The following is a 22,518-nucleotide window of genomic DNA, read 5'->3' as shown; positions in this document are numbered from 1 at the left end:
CCGGCCGGGCTGGGAACGCAAGCGGCCGCCATGCTGTTTTTCTGGTCGACCTACGGGGACCGCGGTGCGATCGTTGCTCTCGGTCTGGTACTGCCGGTCACGCTGACGCTCACGCGCGTGCTTCTCGGATTGCCCTACCTCGCCGAGTTTCGTCGGCTGCGCAGCGCCCAATAGGGAGCACGGAATGTCCGATCCCGTAAACCCATTCATCCGGAAATTCGCGACCGCGACCATTATCTTTGCTGCGATTCACTTTGTTCTTGAAGGACTCTACACCCTCCGATTCGGGCAACACTTCCTGGGATTGCTTCCCGACCTCGTGGCTGACGCACTTCTGCTTTGGGGCAGTTTCCTGGTTCTGCGGGACCAGCGGGCGACAGGAATCCTCTGTGGGGCCTGGGGCTTCACTCTTTGCCTGCACTACCGAGCGTTTGCCTGGAGGCTCGAGGAGTTCCTTGCCGGAAACGCAGATGATGTGATTACAGGGACGATGGTTGTCCTCGGGTCAACGATGGCGATCTCCGTGATCTGCTTCGGGCTGACTTTGCAGATGTGCCTTCCGAAAGGTGGGGAGGGAAGATGAGCAGGATTCTGACCTCGATTGCGTTGTTTGGCGGAGCACTTCTGCCGGTTTTCATAGACGTCAGCAGTTCGCACCTTTTCAATGACCTCTGGGATGCCCATGCGCGCGCCCATCTGGCCTGGATGTTGGCGACCAACGCGCTGCTGTTTTTTCTGGGCATGTATTATCTGTGGGTGAGGGGCAATGAGTTGTTCCCCGCCTTGATCAGTTTATGCATTCTGGTCGGCTACCAAATCTCGGGCATCACGATGCCTCTGTACGGGGGAGTCTTTCTGGGAGAAGGCGGCGTGGAGCCGATGCCGCTCGGCGTACCCATCAACATCTGGCATTTCTCCGGGATGCTGATCCTGCAGCTGATCGCCTTCTGGTTGATCATGCAAAGAAAAGAATCGAACGCCTAGTTTTCCGAACCGCGCGCCCCGCAATGGTTATCGTTGAGAATTTTCGCGACATTCTGGCTGCCGAGATTGCAACCCAGTACGTTGTGCTCGAGGTCTCGGAACCCTATGCCACCACCCGCGGGGAGACACGTTGACCCCAAGCAGAGGAATAGGCAAAGAAGCTGCCTATGAATTCCCCCGAAAGAAATCGTCCGAGTCAAACCCCCTCGTCCCGACAAATCCGTCTTCTCGTTGCCTGCGCTCTGCTGTCGGGTTGGGTGCTTCCCGGAACCGCCACACACGCCGCCTCGAAAATCGAAGCCACGGCATACGCCATGACCAGTGCGGCTAAAACTCTGCAAGAATCCTTGCCCACAGATCAACGCGAGCAGGCGTCCTACAAATTCGCCGACACCGAGCGATATGATCTCCGGCTCGCTCCGTTCTTGCTCGAGGGGCTTGAGATGGCCGATATGAGTGACCCCTCGCAGGCCAAGCTCACCGAGTTGCTTTCGGCATCGCTCGGGACAACCGGGCTTCGCAAGGCAGACGAGGTGCGCGCACTCGAGGCCGAGGTCAAACGCCAGGAGGCCTGGTACCGGACAGTCGCCATCGGTCTTTTCGGCGAAGGCGGTGACAAGGCCTACTTTCTGTCGCTCTACGGAGACCCCGTTCACGATCAGCCATGGGGCTACCGCTTTGACGGCCATCATCTCTCCCTGAATTTTACGACTCTCGAAGGTGGCGTCTCGCCCACTCCGTTTTTCCTCGGTGCGGAACCGCGCAGCATTCCCCAAGGTGGCGTCGGCGGGCCGGTGGGACTGCGAGTATTGGCCGACGAGGAAGATCGCGCTCGCGAGCTCTACGAATCTCTCGACGACCTCCAACGCGAGAAGGCCACGCTCGCGCTGCAACTGGACCGCGGCCTCTTTGTCGGCAGCGGCGAACGCGTCGACCCCAACCTGCCTCGAGTTGGAATCGCGGGAGCCGATTTGGGCGATGCGCAAAAAAAACGCTTGATGGCATTATTGGAAACCTATTTCGGCAACGTCGCGCCCGGGCTTGCGGCCCGCGAAAAGGCGCGACTGGAGGCCGCAGGGATCGACTCCATTCACTTTTCCTGGGCCGGCTCGACCACGCCCGGCGCCGAGATGTACTACCGCGTGCACGGCCCTACGGTTCTCATCGAATTCGACAACACCACGGGAGACGGCGAGCATATTCATACCCTCTGGCGCGACCCGACGCGAGACTTCGGACGCGACTTGCTGCGCCAGCACTATGAGTCGGACCAGCACGAGCATTAGGGCGCAACGATCACCAAAGCCCAGATCCGCGGCGGTTTGCGCGCGGCACAGGCGTGCGGCATCGTGCTGAGACTTGGCATGGTGCCGAGACTTCCTGCCGGGAGGGCCTGCGGATGAAGAAGGTACTGAAATGGATCGGGATCGCACTGATCACGCTCGTACTCGGGGTATTCCTGCTCGACTCTTTCGGGGGCTACTTCATGGACGGGCCGCTGGGGCCGATCCCCGGGGGCCGGATGAGTGGCCCCGTGGTCGATAGCGACCAGCCCTTTGATTGGAGCGGCGTGGAGGAGGAAATCGCGATCGAGGTGCGCCCCGAGAAACCCTGGTCGCTGACGGTCTGGCGTGCCGTGCTCGACGGGAACCTCTATATCCCCTCAGGCAACGGTGCCGAGCGTCGGTGGACCCAGGTCACACTCGCCGACCCGCGCGTTCGTATCCGCAGTCAGGGACGGATTCAGGAAGGATGCCTCGTGCGCATCGAGGACCAGGCCACTCGCGGACGGGTCCGCGCCGAGTTGGCCAAGATCTATCCACTGCCCAGCGGTGGGGGGGAAGACGACGGCTCCGTGTGGCTGTTCCGCGTGGACCCACGCGCAACCTGTAGCTGAGTCCCTCGACCGCCGATTGAGAAATCGTTTATCGGTATCGAATCAAGGCATGGCCGTGCACATCCGAGACCCCGATGGTCTCGGACAACCCAACAGTCGAGCCGACTTCATCCAAGGGGAAAGAACCAATGGACGAAAAAGCAATGGAGCTGGATAAATCGATTCGGGAGCATCTCGGCCCGGGCGCCTTCGCGGTGGGCGGCGGTCGGGATCTCTTCATGGAAGTTTCCGACACGGCAACCGGTTTGGTGTGGATGTCGACTTCGCCGGTCACGCGCGCAGAGTTCGACGGCCTTGCCGTTGAGCAACCGCTGAAAAAGGTTGGTATTGGCCGCGCACCTATGGATCGCGCCGTCTTTCTATGGTCACCGGGAGCACCTGACCAACCCGTCCTGCAGCGCGAGATCGGCGGCCGGGAATGGATCAACGTCGCCACACCGCAGAAAATCACCCCACCTGACGTCCCCGACGCTCCGGCACGCGTGTCGGTCGACAAGGCCCACGTGATCGGCTTCGAGGCCGGACGCGATGTCTCGATCCTGCGTCTGCCTCACGGCGATTATGTGGAACTGGTGGGCGACGAGACCGAAGATGATCAGCTCGTCCTGCCCGAAGGTGGCGTCATCGAAAAGGTACACCTGAAGGAACCTTGGGTCGTGCGGCTTCCCACGCCGACAGATGCGTATTTCTGGTTCAGCCAGAGGATGCGCAGTTTTCAGGGCCCTGTAGAGGACAGACCATGACCATCGAAGCCTTGCGCACACCGGAGGAACGTTTCGCCCTGCTACCGGGATTTCCCTGGGAGCCTCGCTACGCCGACGACCTGACCGGATACGAAGGCTTGCGGATGGCCTGGGTCGACGAGGGCCCGACGGACGCCGACCATGTCTTTCTCTGCCTGCACGGCGAGCCGACCTGGGGCTATCTCTATCGCAAGATGCTGCCGGTATTACTCGAGGCCGGCCACCGCGCCGTGGTGCCGGATTTTTTCGGCTTCGGTCGCTCGGACAAACCTGTCGAGGACGCCACCTATACGATTGATTTTCATCGCAACAGCCTGCTGCGACTGATCGAGCGTCTGGACCTGCGCAGAATCACCCTGGTCTGTCAGGATTGGGGGGGCATCATCGGTCTGACATTACCGATGGAGATGCAGGAGCGGTTCGAGCGGTTGATCGTCATGAACACGGCATTGCCGATCGGCGAGTTTGTCTCCGACGGGTTTGCGGCCTGGAAAGGTTTTGCTGCTGCCGCCCCCGACATTCCCGTCGCCGGACTGATCGCCACCGATGCATTGGCGCAGAACAACCTGATGGATGCGCTGGCCTATGACGCGCCCTTTCCCGATGCGCGCTACAAGGCCGGCGTCCGGCGTTTCCCGCAGCTGGTTCCGGTCGAGCCGGGCATGGCGGGCATCGAATATACGAAACGCGCGCGCGCGTTTTTTCGCAACGAATGGTCGGGCAAGAGCTTCATGGCTATCGGGATGCGCGATGCTGTTTTAGGCGAGGCTGTCATGCAGGAACTCCGCGGCATCATTCGAGGGTGCCCCGAGCCGATCAAGGTTTCCGACGCAGGCCACTTCGTGCAAGAATATGGCGAACCGGTCGCCCGGGCAGCGCTTGCCTACTTCAGTACAGAATGAACCCGGGCCCTCAGGCGGGTTGGCTCTCCACCAGCTGAGCCTTGGTGCCATTAACGAACCGCTCCCGCTTACGAACAGAGACCCCGGACTGCCAACTCAGACGCCGTGGCGATGGCAGGTAACAAGACCTGTCTCAGGGGACCAGACGAAAAAGCCAAACTTCGGAAAACTGGGTAGGATCGCGCAAGAAGAAGCCTTGACTCGTCCAGACTTTGCCAAAACGAGCGATCTCTTCCTTATCCTCGACCCGGACTGCCCGAACCGGATAAATTTTTCCGTCGAGGCGAAGCCGGACATTCGGGTCGGCGATGACATTCGCCGCCCACGGGCTCTCGCGGCCACCGGCATTTACATACATCTGACCATCCACCAACGTGCAGGATACCGTAACCGAATACGGCTCCTTTGGATTCGTTTCGATTTCGCAGATCTCGGACTCGCCAATCCCGGCCCAATCCGCCGCGCGGACAGCCGGCACTCCCTGTAAACGACCTCCAGGAAATGGACCCAGCGGTCCTCCGGCGCAACCGCTTGAAAGCCCCACGAAAACGGACAGCATTCCCCCGACGATCAGCTTTCTGGAAATCCTCATCATAACGGACTTTTGCCCTAAGGATTGTTTACCCGTCAAGCCGCCGCACAAGAATCTTGCAGATCGCAGATCCCGAATTTGACTTTGGAGCTGCATCCGAACTAGGGTTTATACCTATGACCAAGATCTCTCAGCTTTTCCGTTTCTCGATGCTGCTTTCGGTGCTCGCTCTAACGATGGGGACAGCTCCCGCGGCCAACGCGTCGCAGGAAAATGGTTACAGTTCGTTGTTTATGGGTCACAGCTTTTTCCGACCCTTTGCTGACGGAATGCCCGATCATACGGAACGAGCCGGGATCGCCGAACACACCCAAGTCGTGGTGTTCAGCGGCGGCTCGGGCGGCGCACCGATGGCCTTGTGGAACAATGCCAGCAAGCGCACGCAGATCCAGGCCGCACTCGATACCGGCGAAATCGAGTTGTTCGGCATGACCTACGAGCCCACCTATTCAACCACCGAGGGATATGAGCTTTGGTTCGACTACGCTCAGACCAACAACTCGGATACGATCTTTTCCGTCGGCCTTCCCTGGCTGGATTACCCGCAGAACTATAGCGACGAGGATTATATCAACATCTGGATGGCCGGCCGGGACACCCTCTGGCAGGACTTCATGGGCAGCCTGCGCGAACTTTATCCGGACAGCGAAATCTTCACGATCCCCTACGGACAAAGTGCGATCGAATTGCGACGCCTTTGGGCCGACGGCAACCTTCCCGGAATCAATCTAACCGGCAACGCCAGCTCATCGATTTTCACCGATGCCAAAGGTCATCCGGGGCATATTCTCAGGGATCTCGGTCGACTGGTCTGGATCGACGCCATCTATGGCGTCGATCTGCTGAACTATTCCTGGGATCACGGCTGGAGCGTCGACCTGCAAGGCATCGCCCACGACATCATGGAGGAATACCGGGACAAGTATGGGCCCGAACCGGAGATCGCCCCTATACGTGCAACCCGTTTCCAGATGAAGGACGATCGCTCCAACCCGAGCGATCCGCGTAAACGTCGCTTCTCCTTCCGCTCGTCTGCCTACCGCGGCAGCCCCTCCGGCCTGGTCGTGCCCGAGTTCGGCAGTGAAGGCGATCCGACCTCGTCGGGCAACAGTGGAGGCGGCGCCACACTCACCATCTATCCCACCGCGGGTGACCTGAGCGACGCCGTGGAACTCGACCTGCCGGCGACGCGCTGGGAACGCAGCGGCTCGACCTCACGCCCGGGCTATCGCTACAAGGATTCCCAGCTGAGCGAAGGCCCGATCAACAAGGTTTCGCTGCGCAACGGCACGCTGACCATCTCCGGCAAAGGGGCGGGACTCTATACACTTGAGGAGGCTCCCCAGGGCGAAATGGCCTTGCGTCTTCGACTCGGCACGGGCGAGGTTTTCTGCGCCGCAGCGGAAGCTCGAGATCCCGCCAGCAAGAACGACTCGACGTCCCGTTTCATGGGGGTCAAGAATTCTGGACAGCCAGATCCCTGCCCACCCCTGAATGCCGCGCCTTATGGTTCGGCTTCGGCGGCGTTCCTGAGCGCCCCACCAAGCCTGCTGGACTGAAGCAAGCGGTCGTAAGCGAAACCTTTGCCCCTCTTGGAACGAAACGGGTTGACCCCCTTCGGCCCAACTTGATACGCCGTATCAAGGACATGCTCCGATATGCGCTGTTCATTTGGGGAGGTTCGGGTCGATGAGATCAACAGAAAAATATCTATGGGCCGTGGCCCTGACCATCGCTCTTGTCACTGGCGGCTGCGGCGACAGCGGTTCCGAGGCCGATCCTCTGGCCGGAATGCAGTCGAACTTCACGCACAAAATGATGCAGTCGACCGGCGAGAACCCGTTTGCCCAGCTCGGCTACGAGTGCCGCGAATGCACCTGGGAGCAAATTCAAGCCATCGTGCCACCCCCAGGTTGGACCAAGGGGCCCACACAGATCTTGATCCCCACCGGCGAAATGCGCAGTCGCCCCTCCTTCGAAGGGGTTCCAGACTCAATGGATTTCGTTCCCGAAATTCCCGGCAACGAATATCTGCTGATTGTGAAAAACGTCGACGCCCGGATCATCGAGATCGGAGCCATGGGTGTCGTCGTTGAAGCTCAGGTGATGCGCGACACCCTGCTACGCTTTCCGCCAACAGCCCTCGTCCATGAACTGACCGATCCCGACGGCAACGTCTTCGTTCTCTTTGTCCACGGAATCGACCCCAACGACCCGTATCGAGTCAACTATCTGGACCCCGACGCCCTCTCCTACCTCATCCCACCCGAGGGATGGACCTACAGCAACCGCGTCCTCACCGAGGAATTGCTGCTCGACGCCGACGGCAGCACCACCGTGGTGGCGATCCGCGGCGAGGTCGACTCGACCTGGGAGAAGCGCTAGCGATCCCGCCGGGCTGCCCCACCAATTCGCTCGTTATCCAGTCAACGTCTGCGCGGCAGGCGTTTGGCGACGACCAGCCAGTCCCAGGGGTACGGTGCTCGCATCCATCGCGGAGCATCTCCGAACTCGCTGTCCCAAGCGTAGGGCACCTTGTCGAGATGCTCGATCTGGAGACGCGAGCCCTGCAGCATGAGGCTTAACTCCTCGGCCAGGTAATGCTTTGTCGGCACCCCGTCGATTCGCATCACGCCACGCAAAAGTTCCCGACTGGTGCGCTTCGAAGGCGCGCGCGCATCGTCTTCTGCATCCGTCTCGGGATCCTCGGAGCCATCACGACCGTACCATTCGACCAGACGGCGATGGGCGAGGAGAGCACTTTCCAGCGAGGGAACCACCAACACGAGCCGGCCCTTCGGCGCCAGCGATTTGCGAGCCGTATCGAGGATCGCTGAGCGAAGCTCCTCGTCGGCCATGATCAGCACATTCGCACAAACAACCACATCGGCGCGGACCATCGTGGTCGGTCGCCCCTTGGCCGCATCAAGCATTCGGATGTCGACATGGCTGCGGTGCCCGTGTTCATGTCGGGCGATTTTCAGCAACTCTTCGGAGTGGTCGACGGCAACGACCTGACCGAAACGATCGGCGAGTGGGCCGATGTACTTGCCGACTCCACAGCCCAGATCGATAGCCGTCTTTTCGGTCCCGGCAAGTTCGTCTAGGCGGTGTGCGATGATACCGGAGAGATCGGCGTCAAAAGAGCTCAGAACCGCCTGATCATACGTCGAAGCAAGGCGATCCCAGTACAGGCGATCCATGCGCGTGGACGTCATGCAGTTTATTGGTCACGAATCGGCCCGGATTCCAAATGTGGTCGTGACGCAATTCGTACAGATTCAGAAACCAAAACCTGCCAGAAGCACGACCAGATAGATCACGATATACCCGGCCAGGAAGACCCAGAAGACCGGTTGCGAGATGCCCCCGGGATGAAGGTGCTCCCGGCCCAGATGTCGGCGCAGGAAGACTCCTTCAAAAACAAGGGCAACCAGAAGGACTCCGGCGAAAGAGACAAGAACTCGCTGCACGGAAGCGGTCGGGGCGGCGTAGAGGAGCAACAACCCGATCAGGGGATGGCTCAGGGTCCGCGGAATACTGATCAGATTGGACAGATAGTCCCGCATCAACCAACGATCGCGAATGTCGAGGATCTGCAATGGGGTGAGCACAACCAGCATCAACCATCCCGCGATCTGCATGGTCGTGGTGGTTGGCTGGTCCCCGGCAAAGCTCCAGGTGCCGTCGAGATACAAAGCTGCCGGCGCGATGGTGCCCAGCAGGTAGGCCGCAAGCTTGCTGAACCGTTCGGCGCGGCCCCAAGGACCCCAGGAAACCCAGCGCCAACCGGCTTGCCGATCATAGGTGGCCTTGTCCACGGGGCCCGACAGCGAAGCAATGAATGAACCTCGAGACGGCCCCCGCAACGAGTCCTGTTCTCGACTCACGTCGCCTTTCGCCATCGGGTCTGGCCCTGCCCGGTCGGCGACGGAAGATCCAGCGGCGTCAGGATTCCTGCCGAAGCCGCTGCTACGGCGGGAATCGCATTGACCATGCGGGCTGCGGCAGTCCCGTTGCCGCCGGCAGCGGCTCCTGTCTCGAAATGATCATCGGCATGCAGCGAAAGTTCGAGATGCGGATTCGCGTCGAGCAGGACGCGATGGGCACCCTGGCCTTCGGGTGGGTAGGGCCACTCGGGCGCGCACGCATCATCGATGCGTGTCACGTGCTCGGCCACAATGCGGGCTGTGCCGTCGACCATGCCGCGCACCTCGAAGCGGAAGGCACCCTGCGTGCCTTCCGCAAAATGACCCATGCCCGGCACCTCGACATCGCGCTCGAGCGCGCGTTTCTCAACTACGGTTTCGACCGCATCCAACGACTCGCCAAGGGCTTCGGCGATCAAGCGCAACATCGGGCCCCAGACCATCTGCAAACCGAAATCCAGCAACATGGGCGGCGTGGCATCCATCGGCTGGCCGAAACCAGCCAGGTCCCGCACGGCCTCGGGCTGGTGGTACAGAGCGTAGTTGAACAATTCCTGCATGCGAATTTCGCGAATATCGGCCACGACCCCGGACAGTAAAATTGGCAATACATCCATCACCCATCCGGGATCCATCCCGGAGACGAAAATCGACGCATCCCCTTCTCGGCAGGCACTCTCGATCGCGGCGCGCACTTCCTCGGGGCAGAGGTCCGGGTGCAACAGCGGATAGAACGACGTCGAGACAACATCCACGCCCGCGCGCAAAAGCCGCTCGAGATCCGCCAGAGCCTCGGCGGGCCGCATATCCCCGCTGGCCGTATAAGCCACCACATCCAGTCCGGCGGCCAGAGCCTGATCCACGTCGCGCGTCGCCTGAACGCCCAGCGGGTCCAGACCCACCAGACCACCCGCATCCTGACCGTCCTTGTCCGGCGATGAGACCATTACCGCCGCCAGCTCGAGTTCGCCATGACTGACCACGGCGCGTACGGCCGGTCGACCCACATTTCCAATGCCCCAGACTCCGGTTCGAATTGCCATCGCCGGAAGCTAGCAGAAATCAGGCGCGAGCTTCTACTCAGTTTGAAGTTTCAGATTTCTGCTCGCGCAACAGAACCATCGGGTCGCGAAAGTCCACAGAACCCGCAACCCCACCACCCGCGTCAATCGCATCATGCATCTGGTAGCCGAGAAGCGCCTGTACCCGCTCGGGCAGGTCCCGCGCGACCTCCATCGGAATGTTCAGATAGTTATTCTCCTCGGTGCGGATCCAGCCGACAATAAAACTGAGATGAATCCCGCGACGCCATCGATCCACTGTGCGATTGGTGCCCGCCCCGTGAATTGTACTGCCCAGATAAAGGGCCATGGAGCCGGCTGGCATCTCGGCAATGGCGACCTCATGGGGCTCGGCCTGGCGCGAGCGATCCTCCCAGAGGTGGCTTCCGGGCACAAAACAGGTCGCTCCGATCTCTTCGGTGAAATCGGTCAATGCGGTCATCGATGCGATCTGAAACGTGGGACATGGCTTGGGCATATGTGGCCAGACATCTTCGTCGCGGTGCAGAAACTGAGCCACGGCATCCGGTCCAACTTCGAGTACCTGCGCGACGTTCATCTGGTAGCTGGAACCCGCCTTGAGCAGAATTTCCTCACAGATCTCGGCCAGCCGCGGATGGGTGAGAACGTCGCAAAAAGTCCGCGACTTGACCGGCAAGGCACCCATCCGGCGCGTCTTGTCTCCGTAGAACATCTGCAGCATCGGATTCATATCCGGGACGGTGGTCGCGGCCTCGCGCATGAAAGGGTCCAACTCCTGATTCATGCGCTGAAGCTGTTCGGGCGTCACCAGCCCCTCCAGAATCACCACACCGTCGCGTTGGAGAACTTCGAGCAACTCTTCTTTCGATTCCGTCGCTTGCCGATGTTCGATCTGCTCTGCCATACGCGATTCTTACGCCGGTAGCCGCGAGAATTGCAACCGGACTCCATGGACTCCGACGAGTAGCGGTCTGTCGGATCGCCCAAGACCGAAAGACGTCTTCTGATCCCCAAGTACGCAAAGATCCTGCCACATTTCTCCTTGAGACCAACACGCATCCCCATATGATCGGGCATTCCGAAAGGGGATCTGATGAAACGAGCACACCAAACCAAAGGGACCATGGAACGGGCACGCCGGCGGACCTTGGGCGCCGGCATCGCCGTGAGCATCGCAGCCTTGAGTCTCGGCGGCATCGGCTGTGCAACGCCCACGGGACAGGCCAGGCACCACCCCGCAGAGCACAGTACTCAAGTCCGCGATCTGACGCTGTACGAAGTGACGCGTGCGGAGCAGCCGACCTCCTATCTCTTCGGAACGTGTCATATGGGCATTTCTCTGGTGCAAATGCTTCCTGCGAAATACGAAGCTCTGCTCTCCGAGGAGATGTTCTTTGTCGGCGAAATCGATGTGCAGGATTCCAGTCTCACTCCGGACTTGCTGGAGCTGCCCGATGACCAGACCTTGAGCGAGTACATGGGCGAAGATAAGTGGTCGGAAGTGGTGGACGTTCTCGAAATCGGACCTGCCGCCACGAAACTCGATCGCATGCACCCCTTTGTCCTGCTCGGGATCTCTACCCAGAAAGGCATCGCGAACCAGATGTCCGAAACCGCAGGTATCGGCGTGGATCAGGAATTGCGAGCCATCGCCCGGGATCGGTCGCTGACCACTGCATGGCTGGAGACACCCGCGGAGCAATTGGCCATGATGAAGAGTCTTCCCATGGAACAATGGATCGAGGTGCTGCACGCGATGACAGATCCCGAATTTGACACCAAACGAGAAGAATCCATGACCCGAATGCTCGACGCGTGCAGCACAGGCGAAGCCAAAAAGTTCTTGATCGCATTGCAGAAGATGGACTCCGAGGAAGATGCGTTCGACGAATGGAAGGAACTCTTGACGACCAAACGCAATCAGAACTGGACACCGAAACTCGACACGATGTTCTCCGAGGGCCCTCATTTTGTGGCTGTCGGCGCACTCCATCTCTACGGAGACCAAGGGTTGGTCGAGTTGCTGGAACAACGCGGGTATACAGTCCGACAACTCAAGGGGGTGACGGCATCCTCGCCGATGGTCTCGCAGTCCGCCTTCCTGCAACAAACCGAACTCCAATATAATGCGATGTTCTGCACCGAGACAGGCGTGATCCCCCAATGTACCGGGGCCACGCCAAAGGAGTGCAAGTGGCAGACCGCGGCAAACATCCGCGACTGCACAGCGCCCGCAGTCGCTGCGATCAGCGAGACCGCCGCGAACACGACCACACGAATGTCGCCCCAGGCCGCTGCCAAGTTCGGGCAGGAATTGGGAATTTGTCTTGGACTGAAAAACTCGGAAAACCTGCTTCGCAGCATGCCCCAAGCCAAACCGGGACCGGGCTGCCGAGCCGCGCTGGAATCGCTGCAGGAAATGGCGTCCCAGATGCAGATGTGATTTGGCGCATCCAGAGTAGCGACGCTCGGATTCCGTCCGCGGCCCCCGTGGATTTGATAAAAGATCGCCGAGGCACGCGTTTCGATAAAGCCATTGCGGCGTCCATTCATTTCGAATGGCCGCCGGGGTGTAACGATAGCAATAGCGCTTGGGAAAACTTCCTGAGAAAGCGCAACCGGGAACTTTCGCAGAAGTCCCGGCCGCGCTGAAATCTCGGTCTAGAAAATTTCGAACAGTCCGGCGGCACCCTGCCCGCCACCGATGCACATGGTCACAACGCCCCATTTGGCCTTGCGACGCTTGCCTTCAAGCAGGAGATGACCCACACATCGCGCGCCGGTCATACCGAAGGGATGGCCGACCGAAATGGAGCCGCCGTTCACGTTGTACTTCTCGGGGTCGATCCCGAGCGTGTCACGGGAATACAGGCACTGGCTGGCGAACGCCTCGTTGAGTTCCCAGAGGTCAATATCGTCGACGGTCAGGCCGGCGCGCTCGAGCAGGCGTGGCACGGCGTAGACCGGACCGATGCCCATTTCGTCAGGCTTGCAGCCGGCGGCCGCAAAGCCTCGAAAGGCACCCAGAGGTTCCAGGTTCCGCTTGCTGGCTTCGCCTGCCTCCATCAAGACGAGCGATGCCGCACCATCGGATAGCTGCGAGGCGTTACCGGCGGTAATATAATGCTCTTCTCCGCGGATCGGCTTTAGTCCGGACAAGCCCTCAAGGGTGGTGCTGGGGCGATTACATTCATCGCGTGTCACCGTGTAGGCCTTTTCCGAGGTCTCGCCTGTCTCTCGATCCTTCACGATCATCACGGTGTCCATGGGAACGATCTCGTCCTTGAAGAGATCGGCTTCCTGCGCTGCGGCCGTGCGGCGCTGGCTCTCGAGAGAATATTCGTCCTGCGCCTCGCGACTGACGTTGTAGCGGTCCGCCACGATGTCCGCGGTCTCGATCATCGGCATCCACAGTCCGGGGTATTCCTCGGCCAGCGGCTTGTCGACCTGCAGGGTAAACCCCTTGCCGGTCATGCTATGCGTGATCGATTCCACACCGGCACCGACAACGATCGGCGCGCCGTCGACAATGATCCGTCCCGCGGCGGTCGCGATCGCGTTGAGACCGGAAGAGCAATGGCGGCTGACGGTCACGCCGGCGGTTTCAATCGGACAACCGGCCTTGAGCGCCGCTACGCGACCAATATTATTGCCGGTCGTCCCCTGCGGGTTTCCGCAACCGAGTACGACTTCTTCCACCTCGGCAGGCTCGATGCCCGCGCGCTCGATCGAGTGCTTGATGGCATGGCCTGCCATGGCGGCCCCGCCGGTATTGTTGAATCCGCCACGATTGGACTTGGCCAGTCCGGTTCGCGCGGTCGAAACGATGACTGCTTCACGCATATTAATTTCCTCTCTAATCTCGGGGATCGGCCCCGCCGATCGACGGAGACCCTGTGTTTCATATCACCGGAAAACCGATCTGGCACTGAAACCCGCGCGGCGCACTCGGAACAGTATATTTCGGGCAATCCTGCAGACCCGGCCTCATGCCCCTCGGGGGGGGGCTGTATCCCCAAGCGTGGGGACCCATGTCCTGGCGAGGAAAAAGCTCCATGGGACTGCCCCATAAACGCTCGATGGTTTTCAGGAAGCCTCGGAAAGTCGCGGGGATGTCGTCAGCGCCCCTCTTCCCTGACCGGATGCGCTCGAATATGAGGGTCAGTGCTGGGGCGTACAGACGTAGCAGGGTTCGTTTGCACCAGGCGGGCACGGTCGCACCTGACAGACGCCAATCGGTCCATCTGGTCGCTGACAACGCTGGCCGATCGCCGAACACGAATCCGAAGGGGGCGGCTCGACCATCGAGCCCGGATCGCAGCCAGCCAGCACCACCAGTGCGACCAGCAGTGCCGACCATCGGAGGACCACGCCGAGGAGTGCGCAAAAATCCCGGCCTGAAGTCATGGGAATATCAGCTTGCATTCCCTCCACCTACTTGGAATCAACGAGCAGCGAAAGCTGATGCCAGAAGGAGACCCTCGACGATGCATTTTCAGCACGGACACTTTCACGCCCTACAACCAAAAACACCCTCGCCAAAGGCCTTCCCCGTGCACCGGGTCCGTATTCGCGAAGAATTGAATATTGCGTATATCGCCGAAGGCGCAGGCTACCCCATCTTGTTGCTGCACGGATGGCCGGAAACCAAGCGGATCTGGTGGCGGAATATCGAACCTCTTGTTCAGGCCGGCTACCGCGTCATCGTTCCGGACCTGCGGGGCTTCGGGGATTCTGACGTCTCTCAGGACGATCGCCACGATATTACGGAGTACTCGCTCGACTGCCAGGATCTCATGACGCGCGTGCTCGGCCATGACCGCTACTCGATTGCCGCGGGCGATGTTGGCGGCGTCGTCGCAATCGATATGGCCTTGCGCTTCGATACCCATGTGGACCGTCTCTGCTTTTTCAATAGCGTCCCCCCTTTTCTCGGAGCCGCCTATACCGATCAAGGTTTGGACGAAGCAGGTTTGCGAGGTGATGCCACCGGCGACTATCGCCAATGGCAGGGCCATCAGCCCGACGCACTGATCGAGCAACTCGACACTCCGGCCCGGCGACGGCGCTGGGTCGCCGATATGTATGGGCATCGCCTTTGGGCGGCCCCCGCCACCTTCACCGAATCTGACATCGATTTCATGAGCGAACCTTTTGCGGATGCGGCCCATATGGAGGCAAGTTGGGCGTGCTACCAATTGGAAGCAGGCACGCGAACCGCCAGAGAATTCCCGCGACTTCTGGAGAAGGTTCCGACGCGCACATTGCTACTTTATGGCCCCGAAGATCACGTGATTGGCGATGATTTCGTGAGCCGCTGCGAGATTGCCTTTCTCGACCGGGTCGGTCCTCTTGTCGTGCCCGGCGCGGGACACTTCCTGCAATGGGAACGTGCCGATATCTTCAATGACCTGCTGGCAATGTTTCTCGGAGACCTGCGCTAGGCCTGATCGGCCAGCAGTTCTTGCACTCGCTGGGCTACAGCGACCAGAACCTGCGCACAGGGCTCGCAATTCCCGCCGCAACATTCGGGCCATTGCTTGCGAGGTAGCTTGATGATCGGTCGCACCAGATCCCGATAGTAGGATTGCAGACCGAGTTCATCGCTCGCCTGGTCGAGTGCGTGGGTGAGAACATCAGACACGGGTTGTTGCTAACAACAGCGCCCCACCAACTCCAGAAAAACTCTCCGGCAATGCCGCGCGACGAAGCTCGGATCAGGAGCGGCGATCCCGAATCAGAACTTCCTGACTGACGGTCGCCACCAACTGCCCCTCGCGATCAAAAATTGAGCCGAGAGCCATCCCGTGGGAACCAATCAGGCTCCGGCATTCAAACGAATGCAACTGAAACTCATCGGCGCGAACGGGACGATGAAACCAGATCGCATGATCGAGGCTCGCGTTCCAGAGCATATCCTCTTCCGACTCAAAGCCCTTGAAACTGGGGTGCCGCACCATCACACTCTCACAGGGAAGATCGTCAGAGAGGTAGGCCAGAGCGCAGGCCTGGACAAGGGGGTCGGCGTCGGAGAGATCATCACAGATTCGCATCCAGATACGCAGCGAATCAGCCCTCTCAACATCCCGACGTTCAAAAAGTTGTGTCCATGAAGTATTGGCGACAGAATCGGGGCCAGCGACGTCCGGGATCGACAGCTGCTCGTAATCTTTCGGTGTCTCATGGCTGAGCTGAAAGGAAGCCGAGAGGTTGAGGATGGCACCGTTCGCCTGTCGCGCCACAACGCTTCGTGTCGCAAAGCTCCGCCCGTTGCGAATCCGATCAACCTCAAAACGAATCGGCTGCTTCGAGTCCCCCAGACGGATAAAATAAGCGTGCAGCGAATGCACCTCGAACCCGGGGTCTACTGTTTCCCCCGCGGCACGGAGAGCCTGTGCGACGATCTGGCCGCCGTAGAGTCCACCCCAGGGATAATCGGGACCGTGGGCCACGAAGGTATCCGGACCGTGCGCCTCGAGCCGCATCATTTCAAGAAAGTTCATGAACTCTTCCTTAAATGAGCCGATGACCGATGTCCCGTCGGAGCCCGACCCTCAGCAACTGGCACCCGGGAGTTTCCCTCCCGAACGGGTGTTCCTCAGGATCTCCGCCAGACGACGCTATGATTATTGGCCGGCATCGGGACCGTCTCCAGACGAGAAAATCCCCAATCGCGCGCGACTTTGGTCACATCGTCGATCGAGCGGACCCCCCACTCCGGATTGCGAAAGCGAAGCGAAACATCGAAGTTCTCGTTGCTGGGCACTGGTTCACGACCCGGGAAACGATAGGGGCCGTATGTGACCACCACGCCGCCGTCGCGCAGGATCCGATCCGCACCGCGAAATAGGCCGATGCAGCTCTCCCAGGGGGCTATATGAATCATGTTCGAACATAAGATGGCATCCGCCTCGCCGACGCCCCATGGCTCTTCGCGAGTGTCCAGCTCCTGAGCCGGTTCCAAGTTGGCCAAGCCCGCGTCCTGACGCCAGGCCTCAATACTCTCTCGTGCTTCGCTGTCCGGATCGGTGGGCACCCACTGCAGATCCGGAAGATTGCGTGAAAAATGTAACGCGTGCATGCCTGTGCCGGCCGCGATCTCGATCACGCGCCCCTCATGCGGAAAAACTCGACGGAGCACATCCAACAAAGCCTCTCGGTTTCGCTCACAGGCCGCCGAGTATATTCGCCGGTCAGACACTTGCTCCTCGCCTTCGAACGCAATTTTTCCCTTCGTCATGTCTGGTTCGACGTCTACCCCCGGATTCGCTTCGAGTCGTCATTTATATTTCATCCCCTAACCCTTCATTTTTGCGCATAGCGCATAGATTCTGGCAAAAAAACCCGGAGCGATCGCAAGATCTCGTCGATTCCCGATGCAATGTGGGTCTAAGGGGGCGTTTACCGACAATACAGCCGCCGCCCTTTCGCCGACTGCTCCAGTCCAGTATCTCCCCTCGAGTTGTGAACGTTCTCGAGAACCAGATTACTCAGGAAATCCTGCGCCGACGTACGTTTGCCATCATCTCCCACCCGGATGCCGGCAAAACGACCCTCACCGAAAAAATCCTGCTTTTCGGGGGAGCCGTGCGGGAGGCTGGCGCCGTCCGAGCCCAAAAAGCAAGCAAGCATGCGACCAGCGACTGGCTGGAGATCGAAAAACAGCGCGGAATTTCCGTCTCGAGTTCCGTCATGCACGCAGATTACGCGGGCATCAGGATCAATATCCTCGACACCCCGGGCCATCGCGATTTCAGCGAAGACACCTACCGGACGTTGATAGCCGCCGACAGCGCGGTCATGTTGATTGACGCGGCCAAGGGCGTGGAAGCCCAAACCCGACGACTCTTCGAAGTCTGCCGGATGCGCAAAATCCCCATCTTCACTTTCATCAATAAGATGGATCGCCACGGGCAGGACCCCCTCGATCTGCTCAGTGAAATCGAAGATGTTCTGGGCATCGAATCCGTGCCGGTCAATTGGCCTGTTGGCGCAGGCAAGGAATTTCGCGGCACCTACGATCGGCTGTCCCGTCGTCTCGATTTGTTCTCCGGAGGAAACCACGGAACCACAACCGTCGACCAGCAGTCCGTAGACGGCGAACCCGAGAGCGAAGAAATCCAGAAAGCCCTGGGGCATCTCTCGGAGAGCGTCATGGAAGGGCTCGAACTGCTCGAAGGCGCTGGCACCGAATTCGACGAGGGCCGTATCCGTCGCGGCCAACAAACGCCTGTTTTTTTCGGCAGCGCTCTGACCAATTTCGGATTGAAACCCTTTCTTGATCGCTTCGTGGAACTCGCCCCTCAGCCCTTGGCTCGACGTGCGATGTCTGCCGAAGAGGTCGACCCGACGACTGGAGGGTTCTCCGGCTTCGTTTTCAAGATTCAAGCGAATATGGACCCTGGCCACCGAGACCGCATTGCTTTCATTCGCATTTGCTCCGGAAAATTCGAGCAAGGGGTTCAGGCCGTCCACCGGCGAAGCGGCAAGACGATGCGATTGAGCAAATCGACACTACTGATGGGTCGGGGTCGGGAGGGCGTCGAGGAAGCCTACCCGGGTGACGTCGTCGGCCTGTTCGACCCAGGCTTTCTCCAGATTGGCGATACGATTTGCGCGAGCGGCGATTTCGACTTTCCCGAATTACCGACCTTCGCACCCGAACATTTCATGCGCGTCGAATTGGGCTTGGTCTCCAAGCGAAAAGCCTTGCAAAAAGGCCTCGATCAACTGGCTCATGAGGGAGCGATCCAGATTTTTTCTGACCCCGAGGGTGCCGGAGCTACAATTTTGGGCGCGGTCGGACCGCTGCAATTCGATGTCCTCAAACACCGTCTGGCAAGCGAATACAAAGTCGAGCTTCGCCTATCACCGCTGACGTTCTCGGTGGCACGTTGGGCGACCGGAGATTTCAAACCAGAAATGGTTGGACACTCGCGGTTGAGCAAGCTGGTCTACGACCATGTCGGTCGACCCGTTCTCGTATCGCAGGGAGTCAATTTTCTCGAGCGAATCCTCGCGGAACACGAGGGCGTCGGACTCGCTGAAACCCCGCCGATGCAGGCTTGATCGAAACAATCAGGAGCCATTACCGTGACAAATGAAAACGAGGGCAACAGCCCGATCGTGGATCCCGAAGCGTGGATCGCCCCGTCCGTGCAAATGTTCGGAAAAATCCACATCTCGGCCGGGGCCTCTGTTTGGTACAACTCGGTATTACGGGCCGAAAGCCATCATATCTCTATCGGTCGCATGACGAACCTTCAGGACTTCGTAATGGCACATATCGGTTACGCCAGCCCGACGATCATTGGCGATTTCTGCTCGATCACGCATCATACAACGATTCATGGCTGCACGATTGGCAAAAATTGCCTGATCGGGATCAATGCGGTGATCATGGACGGAGCAGTAATTGGCGAGGGCTCGATTGTCGCAGGTGGGGCTCTGGTGACCGAGGGAAAGGAATTTCCGCCCTATTCCATTATCGGTGGTGTCCCCGCAAAACTGCTGGCCACAAGAGACAGCACGCACGCCAACCGCATGAATGCCTGGTACTACCACCGCAACGCCGAAGCGTATCGCAACGGGGACCATCGCGCCTGGAGCGGCGATGCTCACGCGCTATGGCTCGAAAAAAAGATGCGCGAAATTCAGGCGGGCACCGACGAATAGTCGCCGAGAACTGCCGGACTTGTCTCCCCTCTCGTGACCTTCTAGGCTGCCGCGATGCGATGGGAATATCAAAAAGGACTCCATGACCTCGGCAATGGCTCCTACGCATGGCTCGCTCCGGATGGCACGTGGGGCTGGAGCAATGCAGGCCTGATCGTCGATAGCGGGGAATCCCTGCTTGTCGATACTCTTTTCGACCTTCGCATGACGCAGGAGATGCTTGACTCGATGCGGAGCGCCGAACCCCAAGCCGCCGCTTCGATCGGGACGCTGGTCAATACGCATGCCAATGGGGATCATTGCCACGGCAATGAGCTCGTTCACGGAGCGGAGGTGATCGCCTCGAAGGCCAGCGCCGAGGAAATGGCCGAGGTCACGCCCGAGATGCTCGCAGGCATGATGGACATGGCCGCGGATGGCGAGGATGATCTTTCCGGCTACCTCCGACATTGCTTCGGTGCCTTCGATTTTCATGGGATCCGCCACACCCCTCCCACCCGCACCTTCACAAAAAACCTCAGTCTCGACGTCGGGAACAAAAAGGTCGAATTGATCGAAGTCGGCCCCGCGCATACTCGGGGAGATGTCCTGGTCCATGTCCCCGAGGACCGAACCGTGTTCACAGGAGATATCCTTTTCATTGGGGGCACCCCCATCATGTGGGCCGGCCCGGTCGAGCGCTGGATTGATGCCTGTCGTCGTATCGAAGAGATGGATGTGGAAACGGTTGTTCCCGGCCATGGCCCGATTACCGATGCACAAGGGGCCGCCGAGGTGCGCGGGTATCTGGAGTGGCTGCGCGCGGAAGCCCGCGACCGCTTCGATGCCGGCATGGAGGCCGTGGAAGCCGCCAAGGATATCGCATTAGGCCCCTATGCCGACTGGTCGGATGCGGAGAGAATTGCGGTCAACGTGCATACGATGTTTCAAGATTTCGCCGCCAAGGACACGTCCCCAAGCACGCTCGAGCTCTTCACCAGCATGGCGACCCTCAGGCAGTTCCAGACGCGATCCATCAACTAAAAAAGGTTCAGAATACGCGCGAACCTCAAATTCTCGATTAAAAATAGTGCTTTTTTATTTTAGCTACACACCTGTGTATCATTGCACTCTAATGTAAAATGGCGATAGATTCTCCTGATGGGTGCTGCAGAAGCCATCGCGTTGGGAGAATCCACCTCCCGACGGGAACGAAAAAAACAGGAACTGCAAAACCGCATCCTCCAGAGCGCACAACAGTTATTCGAGGATAAAGGCGTATCCGCGACCACCGTGGCCGAGATCTGCGAGGTTGCCGATGTCGCGACCAAGACCTTTTTCAATCACTTCTCCACCAAGCAACAACTGGTCGAGAGACTGGCCCATGCTTCGCTGAATATTTTCCTTGCCGACCTCGCCTCCCTCCGGACCGAAGCAACCGATCTTCAAGATTGGCTGCTTCGCTTCTTTGCGAAAATGGCCGACACTGTAACGCAGGCCGGGCCCATGCACCGAGAACTGGTCAACGAAATCGTTCATGCGATCTCGAGCGACTCAAACGAGACACGACAAAAGTTGCAACTGCGCGAAGCCTTTCTCGACGTCGTCCGCGACGGAGTCGCGCGCGGCGAAATCGGCACGCAGCACGACGCAGAAACTCAGAGTGAACTGATCATCGGAGCCTTCTATTCCCTGATGTTCAGCTGGACACACCTCGAAGAATATCCAATTCGCGAGCGCGCACGCGCACTCGCGCTTCTGCTTGGCGATACGCTGCGAACCCAAAATCAAGACAAGGAGATACCCCATGGCTCGGCGTGAAGACGAACACGTACAGCTTCCGATCCCCAACGGCTGGTATGCCGTCTGCTGGAGCCGCCAGCTTCAGGATGGCGAAGTTCAATCCGTTCATTGTTTCGGCGAGGATCTGGTCGTCTTTCGGACCCGCTCGGGGCAAGCGCGAGTGCTGGATGCGTACTGTTCCCACCTCGGCGCTCACCTTGGCGAGGGGGGTCGCGTCGTCGGCGAAACGATTCAATGCCCGTATCACGCGTGGCAGTATGACGGCGAAACAGGGGTATGCGCGAAGATTCCCTACTGCGAGCAAATTCCGAAAAAAGCCCTTGTACGTCCTTGGGAAGTCCGCGAACGAAACGGATTTGTCTTCGTATGGTACCACGCGCGGCAAGAGCCGTCGTCGTGGGAAGTGCCCATTCTGGAGGAGATCGGCGACCCCGAATGGACCGAGCCGCGCGAGTTCGAAATCGAAGTCCCCATTCATGTGCAGGATATTCACGAGAACAATAATGATCCCGTGCACTTTCAGGTTGTCCACGGCATGGATGATATTATGGATACCGAAGAGATCGAGTATTCGGCCGATGGCAGAATCTCGAAGCTGATCGGCCATAATGAAAGGGTGACGCCAATGGGCACCTTCCAGACAACCTTGGAGCGCGAGTCCTTTGGCATCGGCATGAGCACCGTTCGAACCATCGGCATTCCCGGCGCCGGCCTCCTGCTCTTTTCATCGACAACCCCGATCGAACCCAATCGAACGATTTCACGCTGGCTGATCACCGTCACAAAAAATCTCGTCGATCTCGTCGGTGAAGAGTTCCAGCAAAATCTGGTCAAGGGTGTGGAAGACGATATGCGTATCTGGAAACACAAAGTGCACCGCAAACAGCCCGTCTTCTGCAAAGAAGATAAATTCCTCGGCGAGTACCGCCAATGGGTCAAGCAGTTTTACGTCTGAGCTTGGAGAAAACAGA

At 59.2% G+C, this 22,518-nt stretch carries 25 protein-coding genes; 15 read left to right on the top strand and 10 right to left on the bottom strand.

Features of this window, described 5'->3' with window-relative positions; genetic code table 11:
* The first annotated feature begins 184 nt into the window (after nucleotides 1–184).
* From P8K07_18690 to P8K07_18665, 6 genes are all read left to right on the top strand, one after another.
* Nucleotides 185–583, top strand: coding sequence for a hypothetical protein (locus tag P8K07_18690; protein MDG1960555.1), 399 nt, complete (start codon nucleotides 185–187; stop codon nucleotides 581–583).
* Nucleotides 580–984 carry a hypothetical protein gene (locus tag P8K07_18685; GenBank protein ID MDG1960554.1) on the top strand — a complete coding sequence of 135 codons (405 nt, stop codon included), beginning with the start codon at nucleotides 580–582 and terminating at the stop codon, nucleotides 982–984. The genes P8K07_18690 and P8K07_18685 overlap by 4 nt, the downstream gene beginning before the upstream one ends.
* A 167-nt stretch (nucleotides 985–1,151) precedes the next feature.
* Nucleotides 1,152–2,270: a DUF3500 domain-containing protein gene (locus P8K07_18680; protein MDG1960553.1), complete on the top strand. Its 1,119-nt coding sequence runs from the start codon at nucleotides 1,152–1,154 to the stop codon at nucleotides 2,268–2,270.
* A 113-nt stretch (nucleotides 2,271–2,383) separates the two neighbouring features.
* Nucleotides 2,384–2,881 carry a hypothetical protein gene (locus tag P8K07_18675; GenBank protein ID MDG1960552.1) on the top strand — a complete coding sequence of 166 codons (498 nt, stop codon included), beginning with the start codon at nucleotides 2,384–2,386 and terminating at the stop codon, nucleotides 2,879–2,881.
* A gap of 128 nt (nucleotides 2,882–3,009) precedes the next feature.
* Nucleotides 3,010–3,624: a hypothetical protein gene (locus tag P8K07_18670; protein ID MDG1960551.1), complete on the top strand. Its 615-nt coding sequence runs from the start codon at nucleotides 3,010–3,012 to the stop codon at nucleotides 3,622–3,624.
* Entirely contained in the window at nucleotides 3,621–4,526 is a 906-nt protein-coding gene (locus tag P8K07_18665; protein MDG1960550.1) for a haloalkane dehalogenase, read from the top strand. Before P8K07_18670 ends, P8K07_18665 begins: the two co-directional genes overlap by 4 nt.
* 133 nt (nucleotides 4,527–4,659) lie before the next feature.
* On the opposite strand, the gene P8K07_18660 is transcribed toward P8K07_18665, so the two are convergent.
* Nucleotides 4,660–5,121, bottom strand: a complete 462-nt coding sequence (locus P8K07_18660; protein ID MDG1960549.1) for a nitroreductase/quinone reductase family protein — start codon at nucleotides 5,119–5,121, stop codon at nucleotides 4,660–4,662.
* Between the two features lie 113 nt (nucleotides 5,122–5,234).
* Here P8K07_18660 and P8K07_18655 point away from each other — a divergent pair, with 113 nt between their 5' ends.
* Both P8K07_18655 and P8K07_18650 read left to right on the top strand, forming a co-directional pair.
* Nucleotides 5,235–6,677 carry a hypothetical protein gene (locus tag P8K07_18655; protein ID MDG1960548.1) on the top strand — a complete coding sequence of 481 codons (1,443 nt, stop codon included), beginning with the start codon at nucleotides 5,235–5,237 and terminating at the stop codon, nucleotides 6,675–6,677.
* Nucleotides 6,678–6,807: 130 nt separating this feature from the next.
* Entirely contained in the window at nucleotides 6,808–7,503 is a 696-nt protein-coding gene (locus P8K07_18650) for a hypothetical protein (GenBank protein MDG1960547.1), read from the top strand.
* Nucleotides 7,504–7,544: 41 nt separating this feature from the next.
* Here P8K07_18650 and P8K07_18645 read toward each other — a convergent pair whose 3' ends face one another.
* From P8K07_18645 to P8K07_18630, 4 genes are all read right to left on the bottom strand, one after another.
* Nucleotides 7,545–8,336 (bottom strand): class I SAM-dependent methyltransferase, encoded by a 792-nt coding sequence (locus tag P8K07_18645; protein MDG1960546.1) that lies wholly within the window; start codon nucleotides 8,334–8,336, stop codon nucleotides 7,545–7,547.
* A 63-nt stretch (nucleotides 8,337–8,399) separates the two neighbouring features.
* Nucleotides 8,400–9,008 (bottom strand): hypothetical protein, encoded by a 609-nt coding sequence (locus tag P8K07_18640; GenBank protein MDG1960545.1) that lies wholly within the window; start codon nucleotides 9,006–9,008, stop codon nucleotides 8,400–8,402.
* Nucleotides 9,005–10,090, bottom strand: a complete 1,086-nt coding sequence (locus P8K07_18635; GenBank protein ID MDG1960544.1) for a dihydrodipicolinate reductase — start codon at nucleotides 10,088–10,090, stop codon at nucleotides 9,005–9,007. Before P8K07_18635 ends, P8K07_18640 begins: the two co-directional genes overlap by 4 nt.
* Before the next feature lie 37 nt (nucleotides 10,091–10,127).
* Nucleotides 10,128–10,994: a phytanoyl-CoA dioxygenase family protein gene (locus P8K07_18630; GenBank protein ID MDG1960543.1), complete on the bottom strand. Its 867-nt coding sequence runs from the start codon at nucleotides 10,992–10,994 to the stop codon at nucleotides 10,128–10,130.
* A gap of 189 nt (nucleotides 10,995–11,183) precedes the next feature.
* Here P8K07_18630 and P8K07_18625 point away from each other — a divergent pair, with 189 nt between their 5' ends.
* On the top strand, nucleotides 11,184–12,533 hold the full coding sequence (locus P8K07_18625; protein ID MDG1960542.1) for a TraB/GumN family protein: 1,350 nt from the start codon (nucleotides 11,184–11,186) through the stop codon (nucleotides 12,531–12,533).
* 218 nt (nucleotides 12,534–12,751) lie between these two features.
* Here the strand turns inward: P8K07_18625 and P8K07_18620 are convergent, their stop codons facing one another.
* Together P8K07_18620 and P8K07_18615 are read right to left on the bottom strand one after the other, a co-directional pair.
* Nucleotides 12,752–13,933: an acetyl-CoA C-acyltransferase gene (locus tag P8K07_18620; protein ID MDG1960541.1), complete on the bottom strand. Its 1,182-nt coding sequence runs from the start codon at nucleotides 13,931–13,933 to the stop codon at nucleotides 12,752–12,754.
* Nucleotides 13,934–14,251: 318 nt separating this feature from the next.
* Nucleotides 14,252–14,515 carry a hypothetical protein gene (locus P8K07_18615; GenBank protein ID MDG1960540.1) on the bottom strand — a complete coding sequence of 88 codons (264 nt, stop codon included), beginning with the start codon at nucleotides 14,513–14,515 and terminating at the stop codon, nucleotides 14,252–14,254.
* A 62-nt stretch (nucleotides 14,516–14,577) separates the two neighbouring features.
* Between P8K07_18615 and P8K07_18610 the strand changes: the two genes are divergently transcribed.
* The gene (locus tag P8K07_18610) at nucleotides 14,578–15,534 is read left to right on the top strand and encodes an alpha/beta hydrolase (protein ID MDG1960539.1); all 957 of its coding nucleotides are present in this window, start codon (nucleotides 14,578–14,580) and stop codon (nucleotides 15,532–15,534) included.
* Here the strand turns inward: P8K07_18610 and P8K07_18605 are convergent.
* From P8K07_18605 to P8K07_18595, 3 genes are all read right to left on the bottom strand, one after another.
* Nucleotides 15,531–15,734, bottom strand: coding sequence for a hypothetical protein (locus P8K07_18605; protein ID MDG1960538.1), 204 nt, complete (start codon nucleotides 15,732–15,734; stop codon nucleotides 15,531–15,533). The genes P8K07_18610 and P8K07_18605 overlap by 4 nt on opposite strands.
* A 73-nt stretch (nucleotides 15,735–15,807) precedes the next feature.
* Complete coding sequence (locus P8K07_18600; protein ID MDG1960537.1) at nucleotides 15,808–16,593, bottom strand: thioesterase family protein; 786 nt, start codon at nucleotides 16,591–16,593, stop codon at nucleotides 15,808–15,810.
* A 95-nt stretch (nucleotides 16,594–16,688) separates the two neighbouring features.
* On the bottom strand, nucleotides 16,689–17,330 hold the full coding sequence (locus P8K07_18595) for a DUF938 domain-containing protein (GenBank protein ID MDG1960536.1): 642 nt from the start codon (nucleotides 17,328–17,330) through the stop codon (nucleotides 16,689–16,691).
* Between the two features lie 224 nt (nucleotides 17,331–17,554).
* Here P8K07_18595 and P8K07_18590 point away from each other — a divergent pair, with 224 nt between their 5' ends.
* The 5 genes from P8K07_18590 to P8K07_18570 all read left to right on the top strand — a co-directional run bounded on the left by P8K07_18590 (nucleotide 17,555) and on the right by P8K07_18570 (nucleotide 22,502).
* Nucleotides 17,555–19,159: a peptide chain release factor 3 gene (locus P8K07_18590; protein MDG1960535.1), complete on the top strand. Its 1,605-nt coding sequence runs from the start codon at nucleotides 17,555–17,557 to the stop codon at nucleotides 19,157–19,159.
* A 24-nt stretch (nucleotides 19,160–19,183) separates the two neighbouring features.
* Complete coding sequence (locus tag P8K07_18585; protein ID MDG1960534.1) at nucleotides 19,184–19,765, top strand: gamma carbonic anhydrase family protein; 582 nt, start codon at nucleotides 19,184–19,186, stop codon at nucleotides 19,763–19,765.
* A 54-nt stretch (nucleotides 19,766–19,819) separates the two neighbouring features.
* Nucleotides 19,820–20,788 (top strand): MBL fold metallo-hydrolase, encoded by a 969-nt coding sequence (locus tag P8K07_18580; GenBank protein MDG1960533.1) that lies wholly within the window; start codon nucleotides 19,820–19,822, stop codon nucleotides 20,786–20,788.
* A gap of 117 nt (nucleotides 20,789–20,905) precedes the next feature.
* Entirely contained in the window at nucleotides 20,906–21,565 is a 660-nt protein-coding gene (locus tag P8K07_18575) for a TetR/AcrR family transcriptional regulator (GenBank protein MDG1960532.1), read from the top strand.
* Nucleotides 21,552–22,502, top strand: a complete 951-nt coding sequence (locus tag P8K07_18570) for an aromatic ring-hydroxylating dioxygenase subunit alpha (GenBank protein ID MDG1960531.1) — start codon at nucleotides 21,552–21,554, stop codon at nucleotides 22,500–22,502. The genes P8K07_18575 and P8K07_18570 overlap by 14 nt, the downstream gene beginning before the upstream one ends.
* Nucleotides 22,503–22,518: the final 16 nt, after the last annotated feature.

The sequence above is a fragment of the Candidatus Binatia bacterium genome, assembly GCA_029248525.1.
Lineage (GTDB): Bacteria > Desulfobacterota > Binatia > UBA12015 > UBA12015 > UBA12015.
This window is presented reverse-complemented; position numbering and strand designations above follow the sequence as displayed.